General features: G+C 71.2%; 20 protein-coding genes. 8 read left to right on the top strand and 12 right to left on the bottom strand.

The genetic code is table 11. The annotated features are described in order from the left end of the window. Positions 1 to 20: 20 nt before the first annotated feature. The 7 genes from ACRWK8_RS07415 to yczE form a co-directional block, all read right to left on the bottom strand. A complete protein-coding gene (locus ACRWK8_RS07415) occupies positions 21 to 695 on the bottom strand; it encodes a uracil-DNA glycosylase (RefSeq protein WP_431869134.1) in 675 nt (224 codons plus the stop codon). 207 nt (positions 696 to 902) lie between these two features. Further along, the gene (locus ACRWK8_RS07410; RefSeq protein ID WP_431869132.1) at positions 903 to 1,415 is read right to left on the bottom strand and encodes a hypothetical protein; all 513 of its coding nucleotides are present in this window, start codon (positions 1,413 to 1,415) and stop codon (positions 903 to 905) included. Between the two features lie 13 nt (positions 1,416 to 1,428). Further along, positions 1,429 to 2,229: a hypothetical protein gene (locus ACRWK8_RS07405; RefSeq protein ID WP_431869130.1), complete on the bottom strand. Its 801-nt coding sequence runs from the start codon at positions 2,227 to 2,229 to the stop codon at positions 1,429 to 1,431. A 111-nt stretch (positions 2,230 to 2,340) separates the two neighbouring features. Further along, positions 2,341 to 2,694, bottom strand: a complete 354-nt coding sequence (locus ACRWK8_RS07400) for a hypothetical protein (protein WP_431869128.1) — start codon at positions 2,692 to 2,694, stop codon at positions 2,341 to 2,343. A gap of 1 nt (position 2,695) precedes the next feature. After that, entirely contained in the window at positions 2,696 to 3,169 is a 474-nt protein-coding gene (locus ACRWK8_RS07395) for a hypothetical protein (RefSeq protein WP_431869126.1), read from the bottom strand. 230 nt (positions 3,170 to 3,399) lie between these two features. After that, complete coding sequence (locus tag ACRWK8_RS07390) at positions 3,400 to 5,205, bottom strand: glycoside hydrolase family 15 protein (RefSeq protein ID WP_378742073.1); 1,806 nt, start codon at positions 5,203 to 5,205, stop codon at positions 3,400 to 3,402. 417 nt (positions 5,206 to 5,622) lie between these two features. Next, a complete protein-coding gene (gene yczE, locus ACRWK8_RS07385; RefSeq protein WP_431869124.1) occupies positions 5,623 to 6,273 on the bottom strand; it encodes a membrane protein YczE in 651 nt (216 codons plus the stop codon). 161 nt (positions 6,274 to 6,434) lie between these two features. Between yczE and yczR the strand changes: the two genes are divergently transcribed. Continuing rightward, the gene (gene yczR, locus ACRWK8_RS07380) at positions 6,435 to 7,895 is read left to right on the top strand and encodes a MocR-like transcription factor YczR (RefSeq protein ID WP_378741752.1); all 1,461 of its coding nucleotides are present in this window, start codon (positions 6,435 to 6,437) and stop codon (positions 7,893 to 7,895) included. A 38-nt stretch (positions 7,896 to 7,933) separates the two neighbouring features. On the opposite strand, the gene ACRWK8_RS07375 is transcribed toward yczR, so the two are convergent. Then, positions 7,934 to 8,755 carry an alpha/beta hydrolase gene (locus ACRWK8_RS07375; protein WP_378741750.1) on the bottom strand — a complete coding sequence of 274 codons (822 nt, stop codon included), beginning with the start codon at positions 8,753 to 8,755 and terminating at the stop codon, positions 7,934 to 7,936. Positions 8,756 to 9,068: 313 nt separating this feature from the next. Between ACRWK8_RS07375 and moaA the strand changes: the two genes are divergently transcribed. From moaA to mobA, 3 genes are all read left to right on the top strand, one after another. Beyond that, the gene (gene moaA / locus ACRWK8_RS07370) at positions 9,069 to 10,076 is read left to right on the top strand and encodes a GTP 3',8-cyclase MoaA (protein WP_378742070.1); all 1,008 of its coding nucleotides are present in this window, start codon (positions 9,069 to 9,071) and stop codon (positions 10,074 to 10,076) included. 138 nt (positions 10,077 to 10,214) lie between these two features. After that, positions 10,215 to 11,402 carry an RtcB family protein gene (locus ACRWK8_RS07365; RefSeq protein ID WP_431869121.1) on the top strand — a complete coding sequence of 396 codons (1,188 nt, stop codon included), beginning with the start codon at positions 10,215 to 10,217 and terminating at the stop codon, positions 11,400 to 11,402. A 44-nt stretch (positions 11,403 to 11,446) separates the two neighbouring features. Then, entirely contained in the window at positions 11,447 to 12,049 is a 603-nt protein-coding gene (mobA, locus tag ACRWK8_RS07360; protein WP_378741746.1) for a molybdenum cofactor guanylyltransferase, read from the top strand. Positions 12,050 to 12,174: 125 nt separating this feature from the next. Here the strand turns inward: mobA and ACRWK8_RS07355 are convergent, their stop codons facing one another. Further along, entirely contained in the window at positions 12,175 to 12,435 is a 261-nt protein-coding gene (locus tag ACRWK8_RS07355; RefSeq protein ID WP_378741744.1) for a hypothetical protein, read from the bottom strand. A 545-nt stretch (positions 12,436 to 12,980) separates the two neighbouring features. Here ACRWK8_RS07355 and ACRWK8_RS07350 point away from each other — a divergent pair. Then, positions 12,981 to 13,190, top strand: coding sequence for a dodecin (locus ACRWK8_RS07350; RefSeq protein WP_378741742.1), 210 nt, complete (start codon positions 12,981 to 12,983; stop codon positions 13,188 to 13,190). Between the two features lie 88 nt (positions 13,191 to 13,278). Here ACRWK8_RS07350 and ACRWK8_RS07345 read toward each other — a convergent pair whose 3' ends face one another. The 3 genes from ACRWK8_RS07345 to ACRWK8_RS07335 form a co-directional block, all read right to left on the bottom strand. Beyond that, positions 13,279 to 14,073, bottom strand: coding sequence for a VldE C-terminal domain-containing protein (locus ACRWK8_RS07345; RefSeq protein ID WP_378741740.1), 795 nt, complete (start codon positions 14,071 to 14,073; stop codon positions 13,279 to 13,281). Between the two features lie 183 nt (positions 14,074 to 14,256). Then, positions 14,257 to 14,976, bottom strand: coding sequence for a cell wall anchor protein (locus ACRWK8_RS07340; protein WP_378741738.1), 720 nt, complete (start codon positions 14,974 to 14,976; stop codon positions 14,257 to 14,259). Between the two features lie 232 nt (positions 14,977 to 15,208). Next, a complete protein-coding gene (locus ACRWK8_RS07335; RefSeq protein WP_378741736.1) occupies positions 15,209 to 16,759 on the bottom strand; it encodes an LCP family protein in 1,551 nt (516 codons plus the stop codon). 452 nt (positions 16,760 to 17,211) lie between these two features. On the opposite strand from ACRWK8_RS07335, the gene ACRWK8_RS07330 reads away from it, so the two are divergent. The 3 genes from ACRWK8_RS07330 (at position 17,212) to ACRWK8_RS07320 (ending at position 20,090) form a co-directional block, all read left to right on the top strand. Further along, positions 17,212 to 18,120 (top strand): Lrp/AsnC family transcriptional regulator, encoded by a 909-nt coding sequence (locus ACRWK8_RS07330; RefSeq protein ID WP_378741734.1) that lies wholly within the window; start codon positions 17,212 to 17,214, stop codon positions 18,118 to 18,120. 123 nt (positions 18,121 to 18,243) lie between these two features. Beyond that, a complete protein-coding gene (gene folP / locus ACRWK8_RS07325; RefSeq protein WP_378741732.1) occupies positions 18,244 to 19,119 on the top strand; it encodes a dihydropteroate synthase in 876 nt (291 codons plus the stop codon). A gap of 224 nt (positions 19,120 to 19,343) precedes the next feature. Further along, positions 19,344 to 20,090, top strand: coding sequence for an RraA family protein (locus ACRWK8_RS07320; RefSeq protein WP_431869322.1), 747 nt, complete (start codon positions 19,344 to 19,346; stop codon positions 20,088 to 20,090). Positions 20,091 to 20,178: the final 88 nt, after the last annotated feature.

The raw sequence follows: 20,178 nt of genomic DNA, 5'->3' as shown, positions 1-20,178 counted from the left end.
CTCACGCCCGGTGGGACGTCCTAGGGCAGCTGCCAGTTCACCGGTTCGGCGCCCTGTTCCCGGAGCATCTCGTTGGTCCTGCTGAACGGCCTGGAGCCGAAGAAACCGTTGCGGGCCGAGAGCGGGCTCGGGTGCGCGGACTCCACGCACGGGATGCCCGGCATCATCGGGCGCAGGTTGCGGGCGTCGCGGCCCCACAGGATCGACACGAGCGGCTTGCCGCGCTCGGCCAGGGCACGGATGGCCTGCTCGGTGACGGCCTCCCAGCCCTTGCCACGGTGCGATCCGGCGTTGCCCGGAGCCACCGTCAGGACCCTGTTGAGCAGCAGGACGCCCTGCTCCGTCCACGGCGTGAGGTCGCCGTTGGAGGGCATCGGGGTGCCCAGGTCCTCGCCCATCTCCTTGTAGATGTTGCGCAGGCTCGCGGGGAGACGGACCTCCGGCGCCACGGAGAAGCTCAGCCCGACGGCGTTCCCGGGGGTGGGGTAGGGGTCCTGGCCCACGATCAGCACGCGCACGTCGTCGAAGGGCTGTTGGAACGCACGCAGGACGTGGTCCCCGGCGGGGAGGTAGGTGCGGCCCTCGGCGACCTCCTGGCGGAGGAAGTCGCCCATAGCGGCGATCTGCGGGGCGACGGGCTCCAGCGCCTTCGCCCAACCGCTGCCCATGATCTCGTGCAGGTCCTTGTTCGGCATGGCCAGAACACTAGTGGCAGCCGCGGACATCCAGACCCGTTTCGGCACCCGGAACCGTCACACCCGAGTCACGGCTACGCGGCGCGCGTGGGCAGGGGCGGACCCGCCGCCGCCATCGACCCAGGTGGGAGGAGCCCTCCCCGTCACCGGGCGCGAGGGTTCGTGGGAGTGCTGGACCGCTCGACCCGCTCCCCGGACGGCCACCCGTCACGAGAACAGGTCGACCAACAGGGCCGTGAGCGCGAACAGGACCGTGGCGACCAGGCAGACGCGCAGGACCGCCGCCGAGACGTACACGGCGCTGTCGACCGCGCGGAAACGGCGGTTCAGGGCCTGGATCCGGTCCCGTTCCTCCTCCAGGTGGTGTTCCAGGTCCTTCCGCTGCTCCTTGGCGAGCCGCTCCGCTGCGTCGAGGGACTCCCGCAGCTCGTCCAGGTGCTCCCTGGCCTGTTCGGGACCGACCACGGCCCTGAGCTGTTCCGGGTGATCGCTGCTGGGCATGTACCCGTAGACACGGCTCTCGCAGTTCCGGACGGCGGTCAGCCGCTTCTGGAAGGACGCACGTTCGATGTCCAGCTCGCGTTCCCTCCTCTCTCGAACGAGTCCGGTGACGACCAGTTCGTCGGTCGCCTGCACGGCCCTCCGGCGTGAGTCGCCGTGAACCCAGCTCAGCGCCAGGACGGCCGGGAGGGAGAGCACGATCAGAAGTAGGATTCCCATGGTTTCGGGCACGCTAGTAACCCATTCCCCTCTCCTGCGCGCTCTCCTTCGGAATCGACTCCCGGGCCTTCGACGCGAGCTCCAGGAGTCGATCGCGCGGTGAGCCGACCACGTGTTCCCGTGCTCCATCCTCAGCGTTCTTCGGAGATCCCGAGCTCTCGTCGGGTGCTTCCCGGGGTGTCGTCGTCTCCGGCGTCCCGGGGTGCGCGTCGGTCCGCGGAGTACCCTGTGTCCGACCCTCGCCCTCCTCGGGCCGGTAGGTCTCGATGATCTTGGAGAGCGTCTCCCGGTAGAGCTCCTCGGGAGATCCGAGCTTCCGGAGGAGTTCCGGCGAACTGCTGGCGGTGATGGCCCCCAGTTCGCTCCTTCTCTCGTTGACGACGGTCGTCATTCTCTCGATGGCGGACTTCATCTGGTGTGACTTCACGATGTAGGCGTTGTCCTGTTCGATGGCCAGGCGGGCCATCCGCTCCTGGGGTTCGGTCAACCCCGAGAGTTCGACGATCTCGAAGGTGCCGTCGCTCCGGCTCCGGACGTTTCCGGCCTCCAGGAGTGCTGAGTAGTTCTCCGAGATCCGCGCCAGCTGGAAGTCGATCCGGGTCCTGGCCTCGTCCAGGGACGCGGGCACGTGCTCCGCCCGGTCGGCGAGCCTCTCCGCGCTGTTCCTCCTCTCTTCGGTGAGGGAGTCCCTGATCTCCTCGATCTCGACGAGGAGTTCGGTCGTGTCGTCGAGGGATCTCTCGGATCTCTTCTTCTCTTCGGAGCGGTGGGCTCTGTCCTCTCTCATCCGTTGTCGGATCTTCTCCTGGATCACCGTGCGGATCGCGGCGGTGGTCAGAGCGGCCAGGGCCCCCACGATGACTGTCGGCAGGGCGACGACGGCAGGCTCCTCTGTTCGGTGGTCGGCGTGCGCGGTCGGTCCGGGTCAGTGGGGTGAGCGGCCGTCGAGGTGCGGGATCGCGGCCGCTTCGGAGCTCTCCCTGACTTCCAGGAGGGTCCTGGTGACGTGGTCCGTGCTCAGTCGCTCTCCTTCCCTCGCCGCTCCTCGAACCGCGCTTTCGAGTGCGCCGAGTCTGGCTCCCAGGGATCCCTCCGCGCCGGAGATCTCGTTTCGGGTCCCCTGGATCCTGTCCAGGTCCTGTTCGAGACGGCTCATGTAGTCCATGTCGGGGACCAGGACGGCGGATCTGCCGACTCTCACCCTGTGGAGTGTGTGGGCGACGATCAGTCCCGTCGACGCTGTCAGGACCAACAGCAGGAGGACCGAGGGGATCGGCACGTCATCTCTCCCATTCCTGCGTCGGTTCGGCGCTGGTGGGCCCGGGCTTCGCCCTGGGCGGGGCGTTCCCGGGTCTGCGGGCTCTGTTATCCTCCCGCGCGGGCCTCTCCACTCGGATGGGCTCGCGTGGTCGTGTCCCGGACCTTCCCCTTCGTGCCTCGGCGGCGACCGTGAAGATGTCCTGGACCGCCTTCGACCCCGAGGGGAGACTCGGTTCGGAGAACTTCTCGATCCGTTCCACCATGGCTTCCATGGAGTCGAACTCGGTCCTCATGTTCCTGAACTTCCGGTCCTTCTCGCTCCTGACGGACCTGAGCCTGAACACGACATGCCCCAGGGTGTCCCTGATGCCCTTCCTAGGTCCGTCGAGGGCGAGCTTCCGGGATTCCAGTTGTCTCTGTCTCTCCTTCTCGGTCTCCCTGCCCATCAGGCTGGCCGTGATCGTGGCCGCCGCGGCGACGGCGACGGCGGACACACGTGCTGTGGTGAGGAAACTCTGTGCCACGGGTGCCCTCTCGTGCTGTGTTGGTGCGCGGCTTCGTTCCGAAGGCCCGACCTCTGGCTGGGGGAGGGGACGCGCCAACAGGTTTTTTACCAGGGTTTCGACGCGGGAAGCGGCACCCAGCGTGGCCACTTTCGGTCATCCGCTTGACGCACGGGAACGCCCCCGCGCCTGGGCGCGGGGGCGTTCCCGGGAAGGACCACCTAGTCGGCGCGCCAACCGCCCTGGCGGTCCGCGAGGTTGAGCGCCGTGGTCACCAGGGGCACGTGACTGAAGGCCTGCGGGAAGTTCCCCACCTGGCGGCCGCCCCTCGGGTCCCACTCCTCCGCGAGCAGACCCACGTCGTTGCGCAGGGACAGCAGCCGCTCGAACAGCTCCCGGGCCTCGTCCTGGCGGCCGATGGACAGCAGGGCGTTGGCCATCCAGAAACTGCACGCCAGGAAGGCGCCCTCGTCGCCGGGGAGCTGGTCGGCGGAGTTCTCCAGGTCCGTGCGGTAGCGGAGCACGAAACCGTCCACCATCAGGTCCTCGCGGATCGCCTCGATGGTGCCGACCACGCGGGGGTCGTCGTACGGGAGGAACCCGACCTCGGGGATGAGCAGCAGGGCCGCGTCCAGCTCCTTGCTGCCGTAGTACTGGGTGAAGGTGTTGCGCTGGGGGTCGTAGCCGTACTCGCACACCTCCGCGTGGATGGTGTCGCGCAGGGCCCGCCACCGTTCGATGGGCCCCTCGGTGCCGAACTCCTCGATGCTGCGGACCGCGCGGTCGGCCGCGACCCAGGCCATCACCTTCGAGTGGACGAAGTGCTGCCGGGGGCCGCGCACCTCCCACAGGCCCTCGTCGGGCTCGTCCCAGCACCACTCCAGGTAGTTCACCAGGGACCGCTGGAGGCCCCACAGGTGCTCACCGCCCTGGATGCCCGAGCGCCGCGCCAGGTGCAGCACGTCCATGACCTCGCCGTACACGTCCAGTTGGTACTGGCCCACGGCGGCGTTGCCGATCCGGACCGGGGCGGAGGACTCGTACCCCGGAAGCCACTCCGCCTCCCACTCGGTGAGGCGGCGCTCGCCCCGGATGCCGTACATGATCTGCATCAGCTGCGGTTCGCCGGCGACGGCGCGCGCCAGCCACTCGCGCCAGGCCATGGCCTCGTCCGTGTACCCCGAGCGGATCAGCGCCTCCAGGGTGATGGTGGCGTCGCGCAGCCAGCAGTACCGGTAGTCCCAGTTGCGGACCCCGCCGATCTCCTCGGGCAGGGAGGTGGTGGGCGCGGCCACGATCCCGCCGGTGGGGCGGTAGGTGAGGCCCTTCAGCGTGATGAGGGAACGCACCACCGCCTCACGGTAGGGGCCGTCGTAGGTGCACTGGTCCACCCACTTCTCCCAGAAGCGCTCGGTGCGGGAGAGGGCCTTCTCCGCGTCCAGGTGGTCGGACTCCTCCACCTGGGAGGGGTGCCAGGTCATCACGAACGGCACGCGCTGTCCGGCCGTGACGTCGAAGGTGGTGTCGTGGGTGAAGTTGTGACCCTTGAGGGCGACGGGGGCGCTGAGCCAGATCGCGTCGGGGCCGGCGATGGCGACGAGTTCGGTTCCGGCCCGGTGCATCCACGGGACGACGTGCCCGTAGTCGAAACGGATGCGCATGGTGGTGCTCATGCGCACGGTGCCGCTCAGCCCCTCCACGATCCGCACGATGTGCGGGGCACCGCCCCGGGGCGGCATGAAGTCGATGACCCGGACGGATCCGGTGTCGGTGTCCCACTCCTGCTCCAGGATGAGGGTCTCGCCCCGGTAGTGGCGCCGGTCGGCCTTCTCCGCCCCGTCGGCCGGGCGCAGGGTCCAGTGCCCGTTCTGTTCGTCGCCCAGGATCGCGGAGAAGCAGGCCGAGGAGTCGAAGTCGGGAAGGCACGCCCAGTCGATGGACCCGTCCCGCCCGACCAGCGCGGCGGTCTGCATGTCGCCGATCATTGCGTAGTCCTCAATCCAGCCGGGCACGCGGCTCACCCCCAACACGTCGTCTTCGTCTGTGCGGTGGCGTGAGCCGCCCCGTCGCCACGGGGAGCGTCGCCTCCGCGCGCACGCCCGTGTGCGCCCCTCGTCGGGGACCCGTCGCCCGACCCTCCGGATCGGGGCGCCGTTCCGGTCATGTCTCCCCCCGGACCGCCCGCAGCTGCCTCGTACCCGGTTATGTGCCCAGGCGCGGGCAGGCGAAAAGGCCGGTTGTGGAAAGGACCCGTCCCCCACCGGTCACCGCGGTCCCCATCTTCCATGCTCCACGGGGGCCTGGCTACGGGTGGATGCACGTGCATCCGGGCGTGCGGGAAGTATGTCGCGGTATGGGTGACTTCCGTCGGGGAGAAGTTATGACGCGGTGATCAACGGGAGGTGACGGGACGGCTAACGGCCCGACGGGGCGGGACTTTCCGGCTATTCCTCGGGCATCCGCAGCATCGGGAGGAACACCTGCGCCAGGGGTCCGATCGTCACCATGAACACCACCGTCCCCACACCGACGGTGCCGCCGAGCAGGAACCCGGACAGCGCCACGGTCACCTCGATGAGGGTGCGGGCCCGCCGGATCGACAGCCCGCGCGCGGCCAGCCCCGTCATGAGGCCGTCGCGGGGTCCCGGGCCCAGCCCCACGCCGATGTAGAGGCCGGTCGCGATCGCGCACACCAGGACCCCGGACGCCAGGAGGACGATCCTGACGCCCAGTGCCTCGGGCGCGGGCAGCAGCCAGAGGGAGAGGTCCACGGACGCGCCGACCACCACCACGTTGCTCAGGGTGCCGAGTCCCGCCCTCTGGCGCAGCGGGATCCACAGCAGGATCAGGAGGGCGCCGACGATGACGCTCCAGGTGCCGATCGACAGGCCGGTCTGGAGGGACAGCCCCTGGTGCAGCACGTCCCAGGGCATGGCGCCGAGGTCGGACCGGAGGAGCAGGGCGCCGCTGAGCCCGAACAGGTAGAGGCCCAGGTAGAGCTGTGTGAGGCGGCGCAGCCGGGGGCGCGGCAGGACCGGGGTGATCAGCACGCGTCGGACCAGGGCAACCACGGGGCTCGGGGTTCGTTCGGACAAGGCCGGCCTCCACTCTCACGCGGACGCGTGAAGAGATTCATGGGGTGATTGGATGACCATCCGCAGAGGGGGCCACATCGGTATCGTGGCTCAAGTGGTGCTCGGATTGAAGAGCCAATCCCGGCAACTGGCCCGATTTCTCCCCCGGCGAGGTGAATCCCATGGCGAGGCAGCGCACCGACCACCCCCGGACCGGTGGTGGCACACGGCGGATCAACGGTCGGCTGCTCGCCCGGCTGATCGGTGAGGCCCCGGTCGAACGCCCCTTCTACCTCGCGATCGCCCGCGCCGTGAGCGGGCTGGTCCTGGACGGACGGGTCCCCACGCACACCCGGCTGCCCGCCGAACGCGACCTCGCCACCGCGCTGGGAGTCAGCCGCAACACGGTCACCGCCGCCTACGCCTGGCTGCGGGAGAACAGCTTCCTCGACAGTCGGCAGGGCGCGGGCAGCTGGACCGTCCTGCCCGACTCCGGGACCCGGGGTCCGGCGCCCTTCGTCCCCGCCGCCGAACAGATCGACCTCGGCGTGGCCGCGCCCCCGGCGGTCGACGGACTGCGGGCCGCCTCCTTCCACGCCTCCGAACAGCTCGCGGCCCACGTGGGTGGGATCGGGTACTACCCCTACGGTCTCCCCGAGCTGCGGCACGCCATCGCCCGACGGTACGTCGAGCGCGGGCTGCCCACCACGCCCGAGCAGATCTTCGTCACCAGCGGCGCCCAGCAGGGAGTCACCCTGGCCATGGAACTGCTGGTCGACGAGGGGGACGAGGTCCTGCTGGAGTCGCCCACCTACCCGCACGGACTGGACGCGGCCCGACGCAACGGCGCCCGCGTCCGCACCACCGGGGTGACCCCGCAGGGCTGGGACATGGAGTACCTGGTGGACGCCTTCCGGCAGCGCCGACCCTCGGTGGCGTACATGATCCCGGACTTCCACAACCCGACCGGCGCACTCATGGACGACGACGAGCGCCGGGTCCTGGTCCGGGAGGCCCGCCGCGCGGGCAGCCACCTGATCATCGACGAGTCCGGGGCCGAACTGGCCATCGACTCCGGGGACCTGCCCGCCCCGGTGGCCGCGTACGACACCGACGGGCGCGTGCTGACGGTGGGCTCGGTGGCGAAGCTGTTCTGGGGCGGACTGCGGGTGGGGTGGGTCCGGGCGACCCCGCCCATGGTCACCCGGATCATGGCGATCCGTCAGCGCGTCGACCTGGCCGGGTCGGTGCACGACCAGCTCACCGCGACCCACCTGCTCTCCGACGTGCTGCGTATCCGGGCCGAGCGCAGCCGTCAGCTGCGCCGCAACCGGGACGCGCTCCTGTCCGCGCTGCGCGAGCGCCTGCCGGACTGGCGGCCCAGCGTGCCCGGCGGCGGCCTGGTGCTGTGGGCCGCGATGCCCCAACCGGTCGCGACCGCGCTGTCGGAGGCCGCGATCCGGCACGGGGTCCACCCGGCGGCCGGGCCGGTGTTCGGGGTGGACGGCACCCTGGAGCGCTATCTGCGTCTGGCCTACACCCGACCGCCGGACGTGCTGGTCGACGCCGTGGATCGGCTGGCCGCGGCCTACGCCGAGACCCTGGCCCACCCCTCGCAGCCGCGCGGGCAGCTGTACGTGTGAGCTCCCACCGGTCCGGTGGTCGGGTGCGCTCCGCTCGGTCAGACGGCGAAGCGCCGCGCGAAGCGGACCACCTCGTCGATCACCTCGTCGCGGTTGGTCTCGTTGAACACCTCGTGCCGCGCGCCGGGGAAGACGCGCACGGTGACGTCCTCGCCCGCCACCGCCTCGATACCGACCCTTGTGTCGGACAGCGGCACCAGCCGGTCCTCGTGGCCGTGCACCCACAGCAGGGGGAGCGAGCCGAGACTGCCCGCGGCGTTGCCCCGCTTCATCTCGGTGAGCAGGGCGTTCACGGTGGCGCGCTTGAACGGGCCGTGCCAGACGAGTGCGTCGGCCACGTAGGCCGCGCCGACGGCCGGGTCCCGGGAGAGCGTGGCCGGGTCGATGGGGGCGTCCGGGATCACCTCGGCGGCGGCGATCTCCTCCAGGGCGGACCAGCGGCCCAGGACCGGACCGGTCAGCGCCAGGGCCTGCACCGCGCCCGGGTTCACCTGGGCGTAGCGGGTGGCGATCAGGCCGCCCATGGAGTGGCCGACCATCACCAGGGGGAGGCTGCGGTAGGCGGTGCGGGCCTGGGTGACGACGCGGTGGACGTCCTCGACCACCCCCGCGTAGTCCTCGATGAGCACTCTCTCCCCGGAGGAGCCGCCGTGGCCCCGGTGGTCGGCTCCGTAGACCACCGCTCCGGCGGCGCACAGGTCCCGGGCGACCTGGTCGTAGCGGCCCAGGTGTTCGCCGTAGCCGTGCACGAGCACGGCCAGCCAGGTCGGTTCGCCCTCGGTCGGGGCCCAGGCCCGCGCCGCCAGTTTCCCGGAACCGTCGGGTCCGCCGGCCAGCCCCCACTCACGTGTGCTGATCACCGTGTCCTGCCTCCTCGTTGCCGCTGCCGTCTGCGACGATCGAGTGGTCGCCGCCGGAGTGGTCACCCTAGAACATCCCGGGTGCGCCGCCGGGGGACGTGGCGGGGGCCGTGGCCGCGGTGCGCGTTTGGGGTATCGGTCGGAGACGCCGGTGTGATCTCGTGCGAGTTGCCGAAATATGCCAAATGGTGCGATCGATACGACTTGCCGTGAAACTGGATCTTCTACGCTTATGACGGGGTACCCCTCCCGTGGGGCGTACCCCGAGCTTTTCCCGACAGCCAAATCCGGACTGGAGAGGAGGATGACGCTCGTGCTGGCTGACTCCTATGGCCGCGTGGCGACGGACCTGCGTGTGTCGCTCACCGATCGGTGCAACCTCAGGTGTACCTACTGCATGCCGCCGGAGGGACTGGAGTGGCTTCCCAAACCCGAGCTGCTCACGGACGACGAACTCCTCCGCCTGATCCGCATCGGGGTCACCCGCCTGGGGATCGACGAGGTCCGGTTCACCGGTGGTGAACCCCTGCTGCGCCGCGGCCTGGTGAACATCGTCGCGGGCACCACCGCCCTCAGCCCCCGCCCGCACACCGCGCTGACCACCAACGGGATCGGGCTCGCCCGGACCGCGCCCGCCCTGGCCGAGGCCGGGCTGGACCGGGTCAACGTCTCCCTCGACACCCTCGACCCCGTCGTCTTCGAGAAACTGGCCCGGCGCCGCCGCCTCCCCGACGTCCTGGACGGGCTCGCCGCGGCCGCGAGCGCCGGACTCACCCCGGTCAAGGTCAACGCCGTGCTCATGCGCGAGGCCAACGACCACGAGGCCGCCGACCTCCTCCGCTTCTGCGTGGAGCACGGCTACGAGCTGCGCTTCATCGAACAGATGCCCCTGGACGCCCAGCACGGCTGGCGCAGGGACACCATGATCACCGCCGACGAGATCCTCGCGCGGCTGGAGGCCGAGTTCGACCTCGACGCGGCCGACGCCGACACCCGGGGCAGCGCCCCCGCCGAGCTCTTCCGCCTGCGCGGCCAGAGCTTCCCCAACGGCGAACCGGCCACGGTCGGGGTGATCGGTTCGGTCACGCGCCCGTTCTGCGGCGCCTGTGACCGGGTCCGGCTCACCGCCGACGGCCAGATCCGCAACTGCCTCTTCGCCCGGGAGGAGTCCGACCTGCGCACCCCGTTGCGCGAGGGTGCCACCGACGACGAGATCGCCGATCGCTGGCGGGCCGCCGTCGCCTCCAAGCTGCCCGGCCACGGCATCAACGACCCGAGCTTTCTCCAGCCCGCCCGCCCGATGTCCGCCATCGGCGGCTGAGCCGCGCCGGCCGCCAAGGGGGAGCTACCGGGATAAACCGGTTGCCGTCCTCCCGCTGCTCTGACTTGATGTTCCGGGGCACCGACACCGGAGAACGCCGGTGCCCCGGGGCGGGAACGAGAGAACGGGAGGTCCCCCATGCCCTACACCGAAGTCCCCGGCGACCTGGTACCGATCCGCATGTGGGCCGATCCCGGGCAGGTCGAGTCCGCCGCCATGGACCAGCTCCGCAACGTCACGCGCATGCCCTGGACGCACGGCCTGGCCGTCATGCCCGACGTCCACTACGGCAAGGGGGCCACGGTCGGCTCCGTGATCGCGATGCGTGACGCCGTCAGCCCGGCGGCCGTGGGCGTCGACATCGGCTGTGGCATGACCGCCGTGCGCACCGGCCTGACCGCCGAGCGCCTTCCCGACGACCTCCGGTCCCTGCGCTCGGCCCTGGAGGCCGCCATCCCGGTCGGCTTCCACGCCCACGACGAACCCGTCGACCCCACGCGGGTCCCCGGGCTGGGCGGTACCGGCTGGGACCGCTTCTGGGAGGGTTTCGACGGGCTCGCCTCCGCCGTGCACCCCCGGAACGCACGTGCCCGGCGCCAGATGGGAACCCTGGGCGGCGGCAACCACTTCCTGGAGGTGTGCCTCGACGACGACGGGGTCGTCTGGATGGTCCTGCACTCCGGCTCCCGCAACATCGGCAAGGAGCTGGCCGACCACCACATCACCCAGGCGCGGGCCCTGCCGCACAACCAGGACCTGCCCGACCGCGATCTCTCCGTGTTCGTCTCCGGGACCCCCGAGATGGACGCCTACCGGCGCGACCTGTTCTGGGCGCAGGACTACGCCCGCCGCAACCGCGACGTCATGATGGCCCTGGCCTGCCAGGTCCTGGCCGAGCGCGTCCCCGGCACCACGTTCGAGCAGCGGATCTCCTGCCACCACAACTACGTGGCGGAGGAGACCTACGACGGCGTGGACGTGCTCGTCACCCGCAAGGGGGCGATCCGCGCGGGGTCCGGAGAGTTCGGCGTGATTCCCGGGAGCATGGCCACCGGGACGTACATCGTCAAGGGCCTCGGCAACCCCGCCTCCTTCAACTCCGCCTCGCACGGCGCCGGACGCCGCATGAGCCGGAACAAGGCCCGCAAGACGTTCACCCGCGCGGACCTCGTCGAACAGACCCGGGGCGTGGAGTGCCGCAAGGACCTCGGCGTCGTGGACGAGATCCCCGCCGCCTACAAGGACCTGGAGTCGGTGATCGAGGCGCAGACCGACCTCGTCGAGGTGGTCGCCCACCTGCGCCAGGTGGTGTGCGTCAAGGGGTGAGCCCCCGCCCTCACGGCGGTCGCCGCGTGCGGCATGCTGGGAGGGTGACCGAGAACCTCGACGCGGTGGTGCTGGCAGGGGGCGCGGCGACCCGTATGGGCGGCGCCGACAAACCCGGCCTCACCGTCGCGGGACGCACCCTGCTGGAACACGTGGTGGGCGCCGTGCGCGCCCACGCACCGCACGCGGACGTGGTCGTGGTGGGACCCGAACGCGACAGCCCCCGTGCCCGCTACGTCCGTGAGGACCCTCCCGGCGCGGGCCCCGTCCCCGCCCTGCGGACCGGCCTGGCCCTGGTACGCGCGGAGCGCGTGGCGCTGCTCGCCGCGGACCTGCCCCACCTGGCCCCGAGCCACCTCGCCGACCTCCGTGCCGCGCTCCGTGGCGGCGAGGCGGGGGAGGCCCACGGGGCGGTGTTCGTGGACGCCACCGGCCGCGAGCAGTGGCTCACGGGGGTCTGGGACACCGCCGCGCTGCGCGCCGCCCTGGACGACTACACCGGACGCTCGCTCCACCGACTGCTCGGACCCCTCGACCCCGCACGTGTACCGCTCACCGGCGCCCCCGAGGAGTTCGACGTGGACACCCCCGAGGCCCTCGATCGCGCCCGCGCCGCCTGGACCCCCGGGGATTCGGGGCGGAGCTGACCGCCTCGAGAGGGCACGGGTCGGGAACGGCACGTGAGCCACGGGAGCGGCCCCGGACCGAGACGCGCGGCGCCGTCACGAGGCGGTCCGGCTGAGGGCCTGGAGCACCGCCGCTGGACAGCGTGTCAGGGGCGGGCGCCGGGCCCGCCCGCGCCGTCCTGACCGGCGTCGTCGCCCCCCAGGAAGTCGGCCATCGGCACGGTCTCCCGCAGGAACCCGCGCAGGCCGAGGAAGTTGGCGAGGTACTCGCGGTGCTCGTCGCAGGCCACCCACACCTTGCGGCGGTCGGGGGTGTGCAGCTTGGGGTTGTTCCACACGAGCGCCCACTCGGCGGGAGCACGGCAGTCCCTGCGCGAGCAGTGTGTGTCCGGTGCGGTATTACCCAATGCAGGCCCCCAGGCGACAAAGCGGATTCGGTGGTCAAGCCCCGGCCACCATCGGGTATTCCCGCCAGCCGGATGCGAACAAAAGGCGACGCCGGGTGGTTACGGGGGCAAACCACCCGGCGTCGCGCGATGTTTCGACGGGGGCTCGAAACATCGTCCCGCGCTTCGACGGGGGACCGAAGCGCTAGACCCAATGTACACCGACGCCCCCCGGGGTACGTCAAGAGTCAGTTACGACGTTGTCTCGGGACAGTCCCGCCAGGGCGGGCACTCAGGCCCAGGTCAGGTCTTATCCGACACTTCACCCGCCGTTCCGGGGCCCTTCCCCGACCCCATTCCCAGGTCGGAACCACTGCCTCGTTGGCCAAGCGCGTCCCAACCGGGGCCAAAGTCCTCAGAAACAATCAGCAAAGTCCACCGATCCGTTCTCCGGAAAGGTTCCTGGAGTAAATCGAGGGCCCCGTGTGGCCAGTGGGGATTGAGGGCAGGCAGGGAGCGGGGCCGCGTCGCGAGGCCCCAGCCACCGACTACACAGGGAGTCACCCATGACCGGCCACACCTACCGCGTCACGGAGATCGTCGGAACCTCTCCCGAGGGCCTCGACCAGGCGATCCGCAACGGCATCCAGCGGGCCTCGGCCACGCTGCGCGGGCTCGACTGGTTCGAGGTCACCGAGGTCCGGGGCCACATCGAGGACGGCGACGTCGCCCACTTCCAGGTGGGCCTGAAGGTCGGCTTCCGGTTGGACGACTGACCTCCCCGCCGATCCGGGAGCGGCGACACGTTCGACGGGGGCGAGGGGCCGGGCCCCGGGGGTTCGGCCCCGGGGCCCCGTGGCACGGTCAGGAACCGTCGTCGGGGTCCGGGCCGCGCAGCACGTCCACGTGCACGTGGTCCAGGTGCCGCAGGATCTCGTTGTCGGGGTCGGCCTCGTAGTGGCGCCAGCCCATCGACGGGTACCGGGTGCTCCAGATCTTGTCGTCGAAGATGATCACGTCGATCTGGTAGTCGGGCGCGTGCGCGATCAGCCAGTGCGCCAGCAGCCACCCCTCACGGCGGTTGTCCTCGTTGACCGGCCGGTAGAAGACGTCGAGCGCCCGCCCCTCGTAGTGGGCGGAGCCCTCACCGTGGCCGGTGTCGTACCCGCCGGCCACGAACCCGCCGATCTCGGTGTCGGCGAAGTCGTTCTCGATCCCCTTCTTGAGGGCCTTGGCGCGCGGGGTCAGTCCCGAGCCGAGCTCCTCCTCGAACTCGACCTCCTCGCCCGAGTAGCGGCAGCTCATCGAGGGCCCCGCGTCATCCGCGGGCCCGTTCACCAGGACGTCCATGACCTCGACGGGGATGTCGTCCACGTCGGGTGCGGAGATGGGCGCGTCGTCCCCCTGAGCGATCACGGCCGCCGCGGTGCTGGCCCGCTTGGCCTCGTCGCGGTCGAGCCTGACCTGGTCCTCCCCGGTCCACACCGAGCAGTCCGGACCCCACGGCGTGGACGTGGGAAAGCTCCGGCTCTGGTTGGCCACCACCCACTGGGTGCCCAGCACGGCGATCACGGCCAGGACGGCCAGCGCCGCCACGGACAGGATCAGCCCGTGCCATCGTCGGTGGACCCGGGAGGCCCCGGGAATTCTGTGGGTCATGCACTCCGCCCCTCCACGCCGGGGGACGGGACGGCCGTGTCGCCGTCGTCGTCCCGGCGCCCGTCACTGTCCGGTCCCCTCGCAGACTCCTCCGTCTATGGGACACAACGGGAACAACTCTCATTCCCGGCAGTGACACGGATCAAGCGTGCGGGGTCGTTCCGGGTACGAGGGTCGCGCCGGTCACCACACCGACCACAGGACCATCACGCCGCCCAGGAGCAGGGTCAACGCCCACACCCGGTCCATGGTCACACCCTTCCAACGCAGCGCGTGCACGCCGAGGAAGTCGTGGGCGATCAGCGCCGCCACCCCCGCGGCCGCCAGCATGGCCAGCGAGTGCACCCCGGTCGCGGCGAGTCCGAGCAGGGTGGCGTCCCACAGGCTCCACGCCCCCTCGGCGGCCTGCGTCGCTCCCGCCGTGGCCGCGGCGGGGGCCTCGGAGCCACTCGCGCCCGAGGCCCCGTGTCCCGCGTGGCCTCCGCCCTCCACGTGGGTGTGGTCGAGCCGCCCCGAGAGCACCGGCATGACCATGAGTCCGGCCCCGTGCGCCGAGGACATCAGGAAGGACCAGGCGGTCAGCTGCCACAGCGACAGGCGCACGTCCCGCCAGTGGAAGTGCTGGCGCGACAGCAGGATCACCAGTCCCAGCAGCACGATCACCCCTCCGCCGAGGACGGGGAAGAGCACCGACGCGGTGGACGACCCCGTGACGGTGATCGCCACCGCCGCCACGGCGACGCTGGCCGCGTGCCCCGCGGCGATCGCGGGAAGGGCCGTGAGCACCTGGCGGCGTCCGCCCTCCTGGAGTCCCCTGCTGACGGCGAGCAGCCATCCCATGCCGGGGTGCAGGCCGTGGAAGGCGCCCAGGGCGACGAGAGTCCAGAGCTGCGCTGTGGTCACCGCGTCAGGTTCACACGCCCTCGGGGGCCGGACAACGGTTCGTGGCCAACTGTCCGACAGTGGTCACCCTGTGTCGTCGGGGTTTGCCGGAACCCCCCAGGGGCATCGGACCGTGAGCGACGCGGAGGTCACCGCCGCGACGCCCGGGGCACGAACGGGCGTGGCCGCCCCGACGGGGTCGGGGCGGCCGTGGACTCCGGGACCGGGGTGTGGGGGACCGAACCGGGTCGGCTCAGGGACAGATCGAACCGAGGTCGGTGGCCTCCGAGCCGACCTGGCGGCCCGGGTCGGCGGGGGAGGGCTCGTCCAGACCGGTGTAGCGCTGCCACTCGGTCCGCTCGTCGTCCTCCCACTCCTCCCACTCCTCCGGAGTCGGGTTCTCGACGTCCTCGGGGCCGTCGGCGTCGGGAGAGGCGGAGGGTTCGTCCGGGAGGGCGTCGCCCGCGCTCTCCTCGCTGGCCCCGATCGCCTCGGAGACCAGCTCCTTGATCTCGTCCCAGTCCGGGTTGCCGGTGGACACCTGCGGCGGGGACAGCTGGAGCGCGCTCATGTCGCCGTGGTCGGTGAGCTCGTCGGCCAGCTCGATGAAGGCGGGCACCTTCGACTGTGGAACGTCGGTGGTGAGCGTCCGCTTGGTGGCCCCGGCGAGGCGCCGGTAGCTCGTCAGGATCGTGCCCGGGTCGACCTGCTCCGCGACGTACTTGACCAGGCACCCCTGGCGACCCATCCGCCCGTAGTCGTCGGATCCGATCCGGGAGCGCCCGTACCAGAGCGCCTCGTGGCCGTCGAGGCGGCGCACCCCGGGTTCCAGTACCCCGCCGTGCACCCCGTACGGGATGGGCTCCTCGATCCGCACCCGCACTCCGCCCACGGCGTCGATCAGGTCGCGGAAGCCCATCATGTCGACCATCGCGTAGTACTCGACCTCCAGGCCGAGGTTGTACCCGATCACCTTCTTCAGGGTGTCCGCGGCGGGGTCCTGGGAGATCGGGTTGAGGGCCAGTTCGTCGGGTTCCTCGGCGACCGTCTGGTACACGTCGTTGAGCAGCAGGTCGAAGCCGTACGGCTCGGGGTAGCGCTCCGCGAGCGCGCTGCCCTCGGGGAAGCGCACGTTCTCCAGGTTGCGGGGCAGCCCCACCAGGACTGCGTCGCCGGTCTCCGTGTCGACGCTCGCCACCATCATGGTGTCCGTGCGCACTCCGTACCGGTTGTCGGCCGAGTCCGCTCCGATCAGCAGTACGTTGACGCGGTCCGCGCCGTACCAGGGGTCGGCCTCGTCGTGTGGGGGCAGATCGTCGCGCTCGGGGGCGTCGAAGACCTGGGACAGCGTCTCGTAGGCCGTGTAGCCGCCGTGGAGCGCCCATGCCGCGGGTGCCCCGACGGTCAGGCAGAGCAGCAGGACCACGACCCCGCCGACCAGGCGCTGACCGAACCGCGCCCCCTGCGGCCGGGTGAGGGTCCACGAGTGGACGATCACGGTCAGCCACAGGACGACGACCGCGAAGACGGCGCCCATCACGCCCAGGAGCCAGTGGTCCCGCACGGCCATCCCGGCCAGCGCGGTCATCGCGCCGGACTCGTGGGTGCCGATCCGGAACGCCCAGAGGGCCAGGGCGGCGATCCCCGCCAGGTAGGCGCCGAGGATCACGGTCCCGGCGAACCGGCGCCTCATGCGCAGGTGCGCCACACCGGGGAGGGGAAGCGACGCGGCCGTCCACAGCAGCGCCCTTCCCGTGCTCAGGCGTGTGGGTGCCTCGTCCCGCCGCTCGTCCTCCGCTGCCACCAGCGTTTCCTCTCAAGCCGCGGGGCGATCACGGCCGCCCCGTCCTCAACTCCTGATTGTTCGCGCCACGGACTCCGTGGGGCGGTCACTTCCTGTGGTCGTGCCCTTTCCCGGGTGCGCGCGGGGGCTCGGCCCGCCGGTCGTCCCGCGCGAAGTGCCATGGGCGCCCTCGGGGGGCGGCGTCACGCGGACCCGTGTGATCAGTGTGGCGCTTTGTCGGGGTTGTGTGCACAGTGGCCACCTCATAAGGGGTGTTCTATACAAGTCTGTTATGTGGTCGAGAGTTGCCTGCTGGGGCATTGGACGGCGCTGTCCGGCCGGTCAAAGGGGTGAATCAACCGATTTCTTTGGCGATCAGTAGTGAAGCGGCGCCACAACTGCGATGATCTGGCCGGAGGAGGGGGCGTCGTCCGGGGGTAAGGGCGGCGTCATGGGAACGAAAGGCAACCATCGTGCTCGATGCGGTTGACGCCGCGCTCATGCGGGCGTTGCAGGGGGACGGCAGAGCGACGTTCCAGGCCCTGGCGGACGGGGTGGGCCTGTCCAGGACCGCGGTCCGCGCCAGAGTGCGCCAGTTGGTGCAGTCCGGGGCGATCAGGATCGTCGGCGTGCTGCACGCCGGGGTCGTGGGTATGGAGGTCCTCGGTCACGTGTCGTTCCGCGTCAGCGGACCGGTCGGGCCGATGCTCGAGGCGCTGGGGGAACGCGAGGCCGTGACCTTCGCCGCGCAGGCCGCCGGGAGGTTCCCGGCGGTCGCGCAGGTCAGGGTGGCCGACGACGCCGCCCTGACCAAGGAGCTCACCGACCTGCGCTCACTGCCCGGTGTGGAGGGCGCGGAGGTCTTCCGCGCCAACGCCGTGTACAAGGACGCTCACAGCAGTGTGCGTGAACTACGCGACATCGAGTTGGACGCGCTGGACTGGCGTCTGGTTCGGAGGTTGCTCAAGGACGGTCGGGCCTCGTACGCCGACCTGGCCCGGCAGGTGGGGTTGTCGCAGGCGGCGGCCCGGTCCCGGGTGGTGCGCCTGCTCAACTCGGGTGTGGTCCACGTGACCGCGCTCGTGGAGCCGTCGGCGGTGGGAGCCAACGAACAGCTCGGCTTCGGACTCCGCTGCCGGGGAGACGCTGACGCCCTGGGCACGGCGATGGCCAACATGGGGCGGATCTCGTTCCTGGCCAGCGGCTTCGGCCGCTACGACGTGCTCGGGACGCTCACGGCGCCGGACCGATTCCAACTGGTGGAGGCGCTCGAGCGGATCCGGGGCACCGCGGGGGTCGGACACGTGGAGACCTGGGACCATCTCCAGGTCCGCAAGGAGCGCCGTGGCGGTGAACGCACGCTCGGCTGGGGTCCGGGCTGACTCGGGGCGGCCCTTGGTGCCCCGGAGCCGGTTCACGGCGCCGGGGCGCCTCGGCTCGGCCCGGGACGTGAGCGGGGGTGGGGCGGGTGGTCGTCCGCCCCGCCCGTGCCCCAGGATGGAGCCATGGTGACGGACGGTCCGGGAACGCCGGAGACAGAGGCCGGGCGCGAACCGGGGACACTGCGGTTGCGCGGGCGGACCTTCGCGGGGCGGCGGTTCGCGGTGATGGGGGTGATCAACCGGACCCCCGACTCCTTCTACGACAGGGGCGCCACCTACGCGATGGAGGCCGCGCTGGCCTCCGCCGACCACGCGGTGGCGGCCGGGGTGGACGTCATCGACGTCGGAGGGGTCAAGGCGGGGTACGGGGCGCACGTGGACGAGGCGGAGGAGGTCCGCCGTACCGTGCCGTTCGTGCGCGAACTGCGGGACCGCCACCCCGACGTCGTGATCTCGGTGGACACCTGGCGGGCCGGGGTGGGTCGCGCCTGTGCCGAGGCCGGGGCGGACATGATCAACGACACCTGGGCGGGGGCCGACCCTGACCTGGCCCGGGTGGCGGCGGAGTTCGGGACCGGCCTGGTGTGCAGCCACAGCGGGGGACTGGCTCCGCGCACCGACCCCCACCGCGTGCGCTACGCGGACGTGGTCGCGGACGTGGTGTCCGGGGTGTGCGAGCTGGCCGAGCGCGCCGTGTCGGTCGGCGTGCGCCCGGACGGGGTCATGATCGACCCCACGCACGACTTCGGCAAGAACACCTACCACTCACTCGAACTGACCCGCCGCCTCGGTGAGCTGGCGGCGACCGGCTGGCCGGTGCTGGTGGCGGTCTCGAACAAGGACTTCGTGGGGGAGACCCTCGGTGCCGGACTGACCGAGCGCGGAGACGGGACCCTGGCCACGCTGGCGGTGTCCGCCCGTGAGGGGGCCCGCGTCTTCCGGGTCCACGACGTGGCGGCCGCCCGCGCCGCCCTGGACGCGGTCGCGTCTGTGCTCTGACACCGTGCTGGTCACCCTGCCTGGCCGGGGCCACCGACCGTGTCCGCGCGGACACGGTTCCCGGACTGATGTAACCATCGGTAGCATTTTTACGTGTTTCGGGCTCGCATGCCTTGCGTCACGTTTAAGTTACCCGCGAGTATAGAAGGGGTCGGTTCGAACCGACCGCACCGGGCGCGGGTGTAATGGAGGCTGACGTGGCGCTTGCGAAGACGTTGACGGCTGTGGGGACGGTGGCCCTGGCCCGCTGCGGGGGGCGTCCCTTCGGGACCCACCTCTTCTCCGTCTGGCCGGGGGCCGCGTTCGCCGCGAGCGCCTTCCCCGTCCGCTGCGCGCCGGGGGACAACCTGGCGCTGCACGTCGCGATCGCCCAGGCCCCGCCGGGCTCCGCCCTGGTGGTGGACGTCTCCGGGGAGTCCGAGTACGGCTACGTGGACGAGATCCTCGCCGTGGCCGCCAGCACCCGGGGCGTGGCCGGGATCGTCCTGGACGGCTGCGTGCGCGACATCGCCGCCATCGCCCGCTGTGAGCTTCCGGTCTTCGGTGCCGGGGTGGCGGTCCGCGAGGCCGGGCACGACGCGGGCGGCTCCGTGGGCCAGCCGGTGTCCATGGACGCGAGCGGCCCCGCACCGCTGCCGGTCCGACGGGGTGACTGGATCGTGGCCGATGACGACGGAGTGGTCTGTCTGCCGCGCGGCCAGGTGAGCGCGATCATCGCCGAGACCATGGACAGCGTCTCCCGGGACCGGGAACTCATCGACGCCGTCTGCGCGGGGGAGAGCACCCTCGACCTCCTGGACCTGGACCCGTCCAGGGTGACCGGCTGGGAGGGTGCCGCCGACCGGGGGTCCCGACGCGGCCGACCGAGGCCGATCGGGTCGCGGCGCGACGGTCGCGCTGTCCCGGAGGGGCACTCCCGCCCGAGGCTGGGTCCGCGTTCGGCGGTGGGCGACGTCCACGGCGGCGACTGAACCGCGCGGCCCCGTAGCGCCCCGTGGCGCCCCTTGGCGCAGCCTCACGACGCTCCACCGCGTGGGGCCGGAAACAGGCCCGATTCCC

Source organism: Nocardiopsis eucommiae (assembly GCF_965344335.1).
GTDB classification, from domain to species: Bacteria; Actinomycetota; Actinomycetes; order Streptosporangiales; family Streptosporangiaceae; genus Nocardiopsis; species Nocardiopsis eucommiae.
Note: the sequence above shows the minus strand (reverse complement) of the source record. Positions and strands in the feature narration are given on the sequence as shown.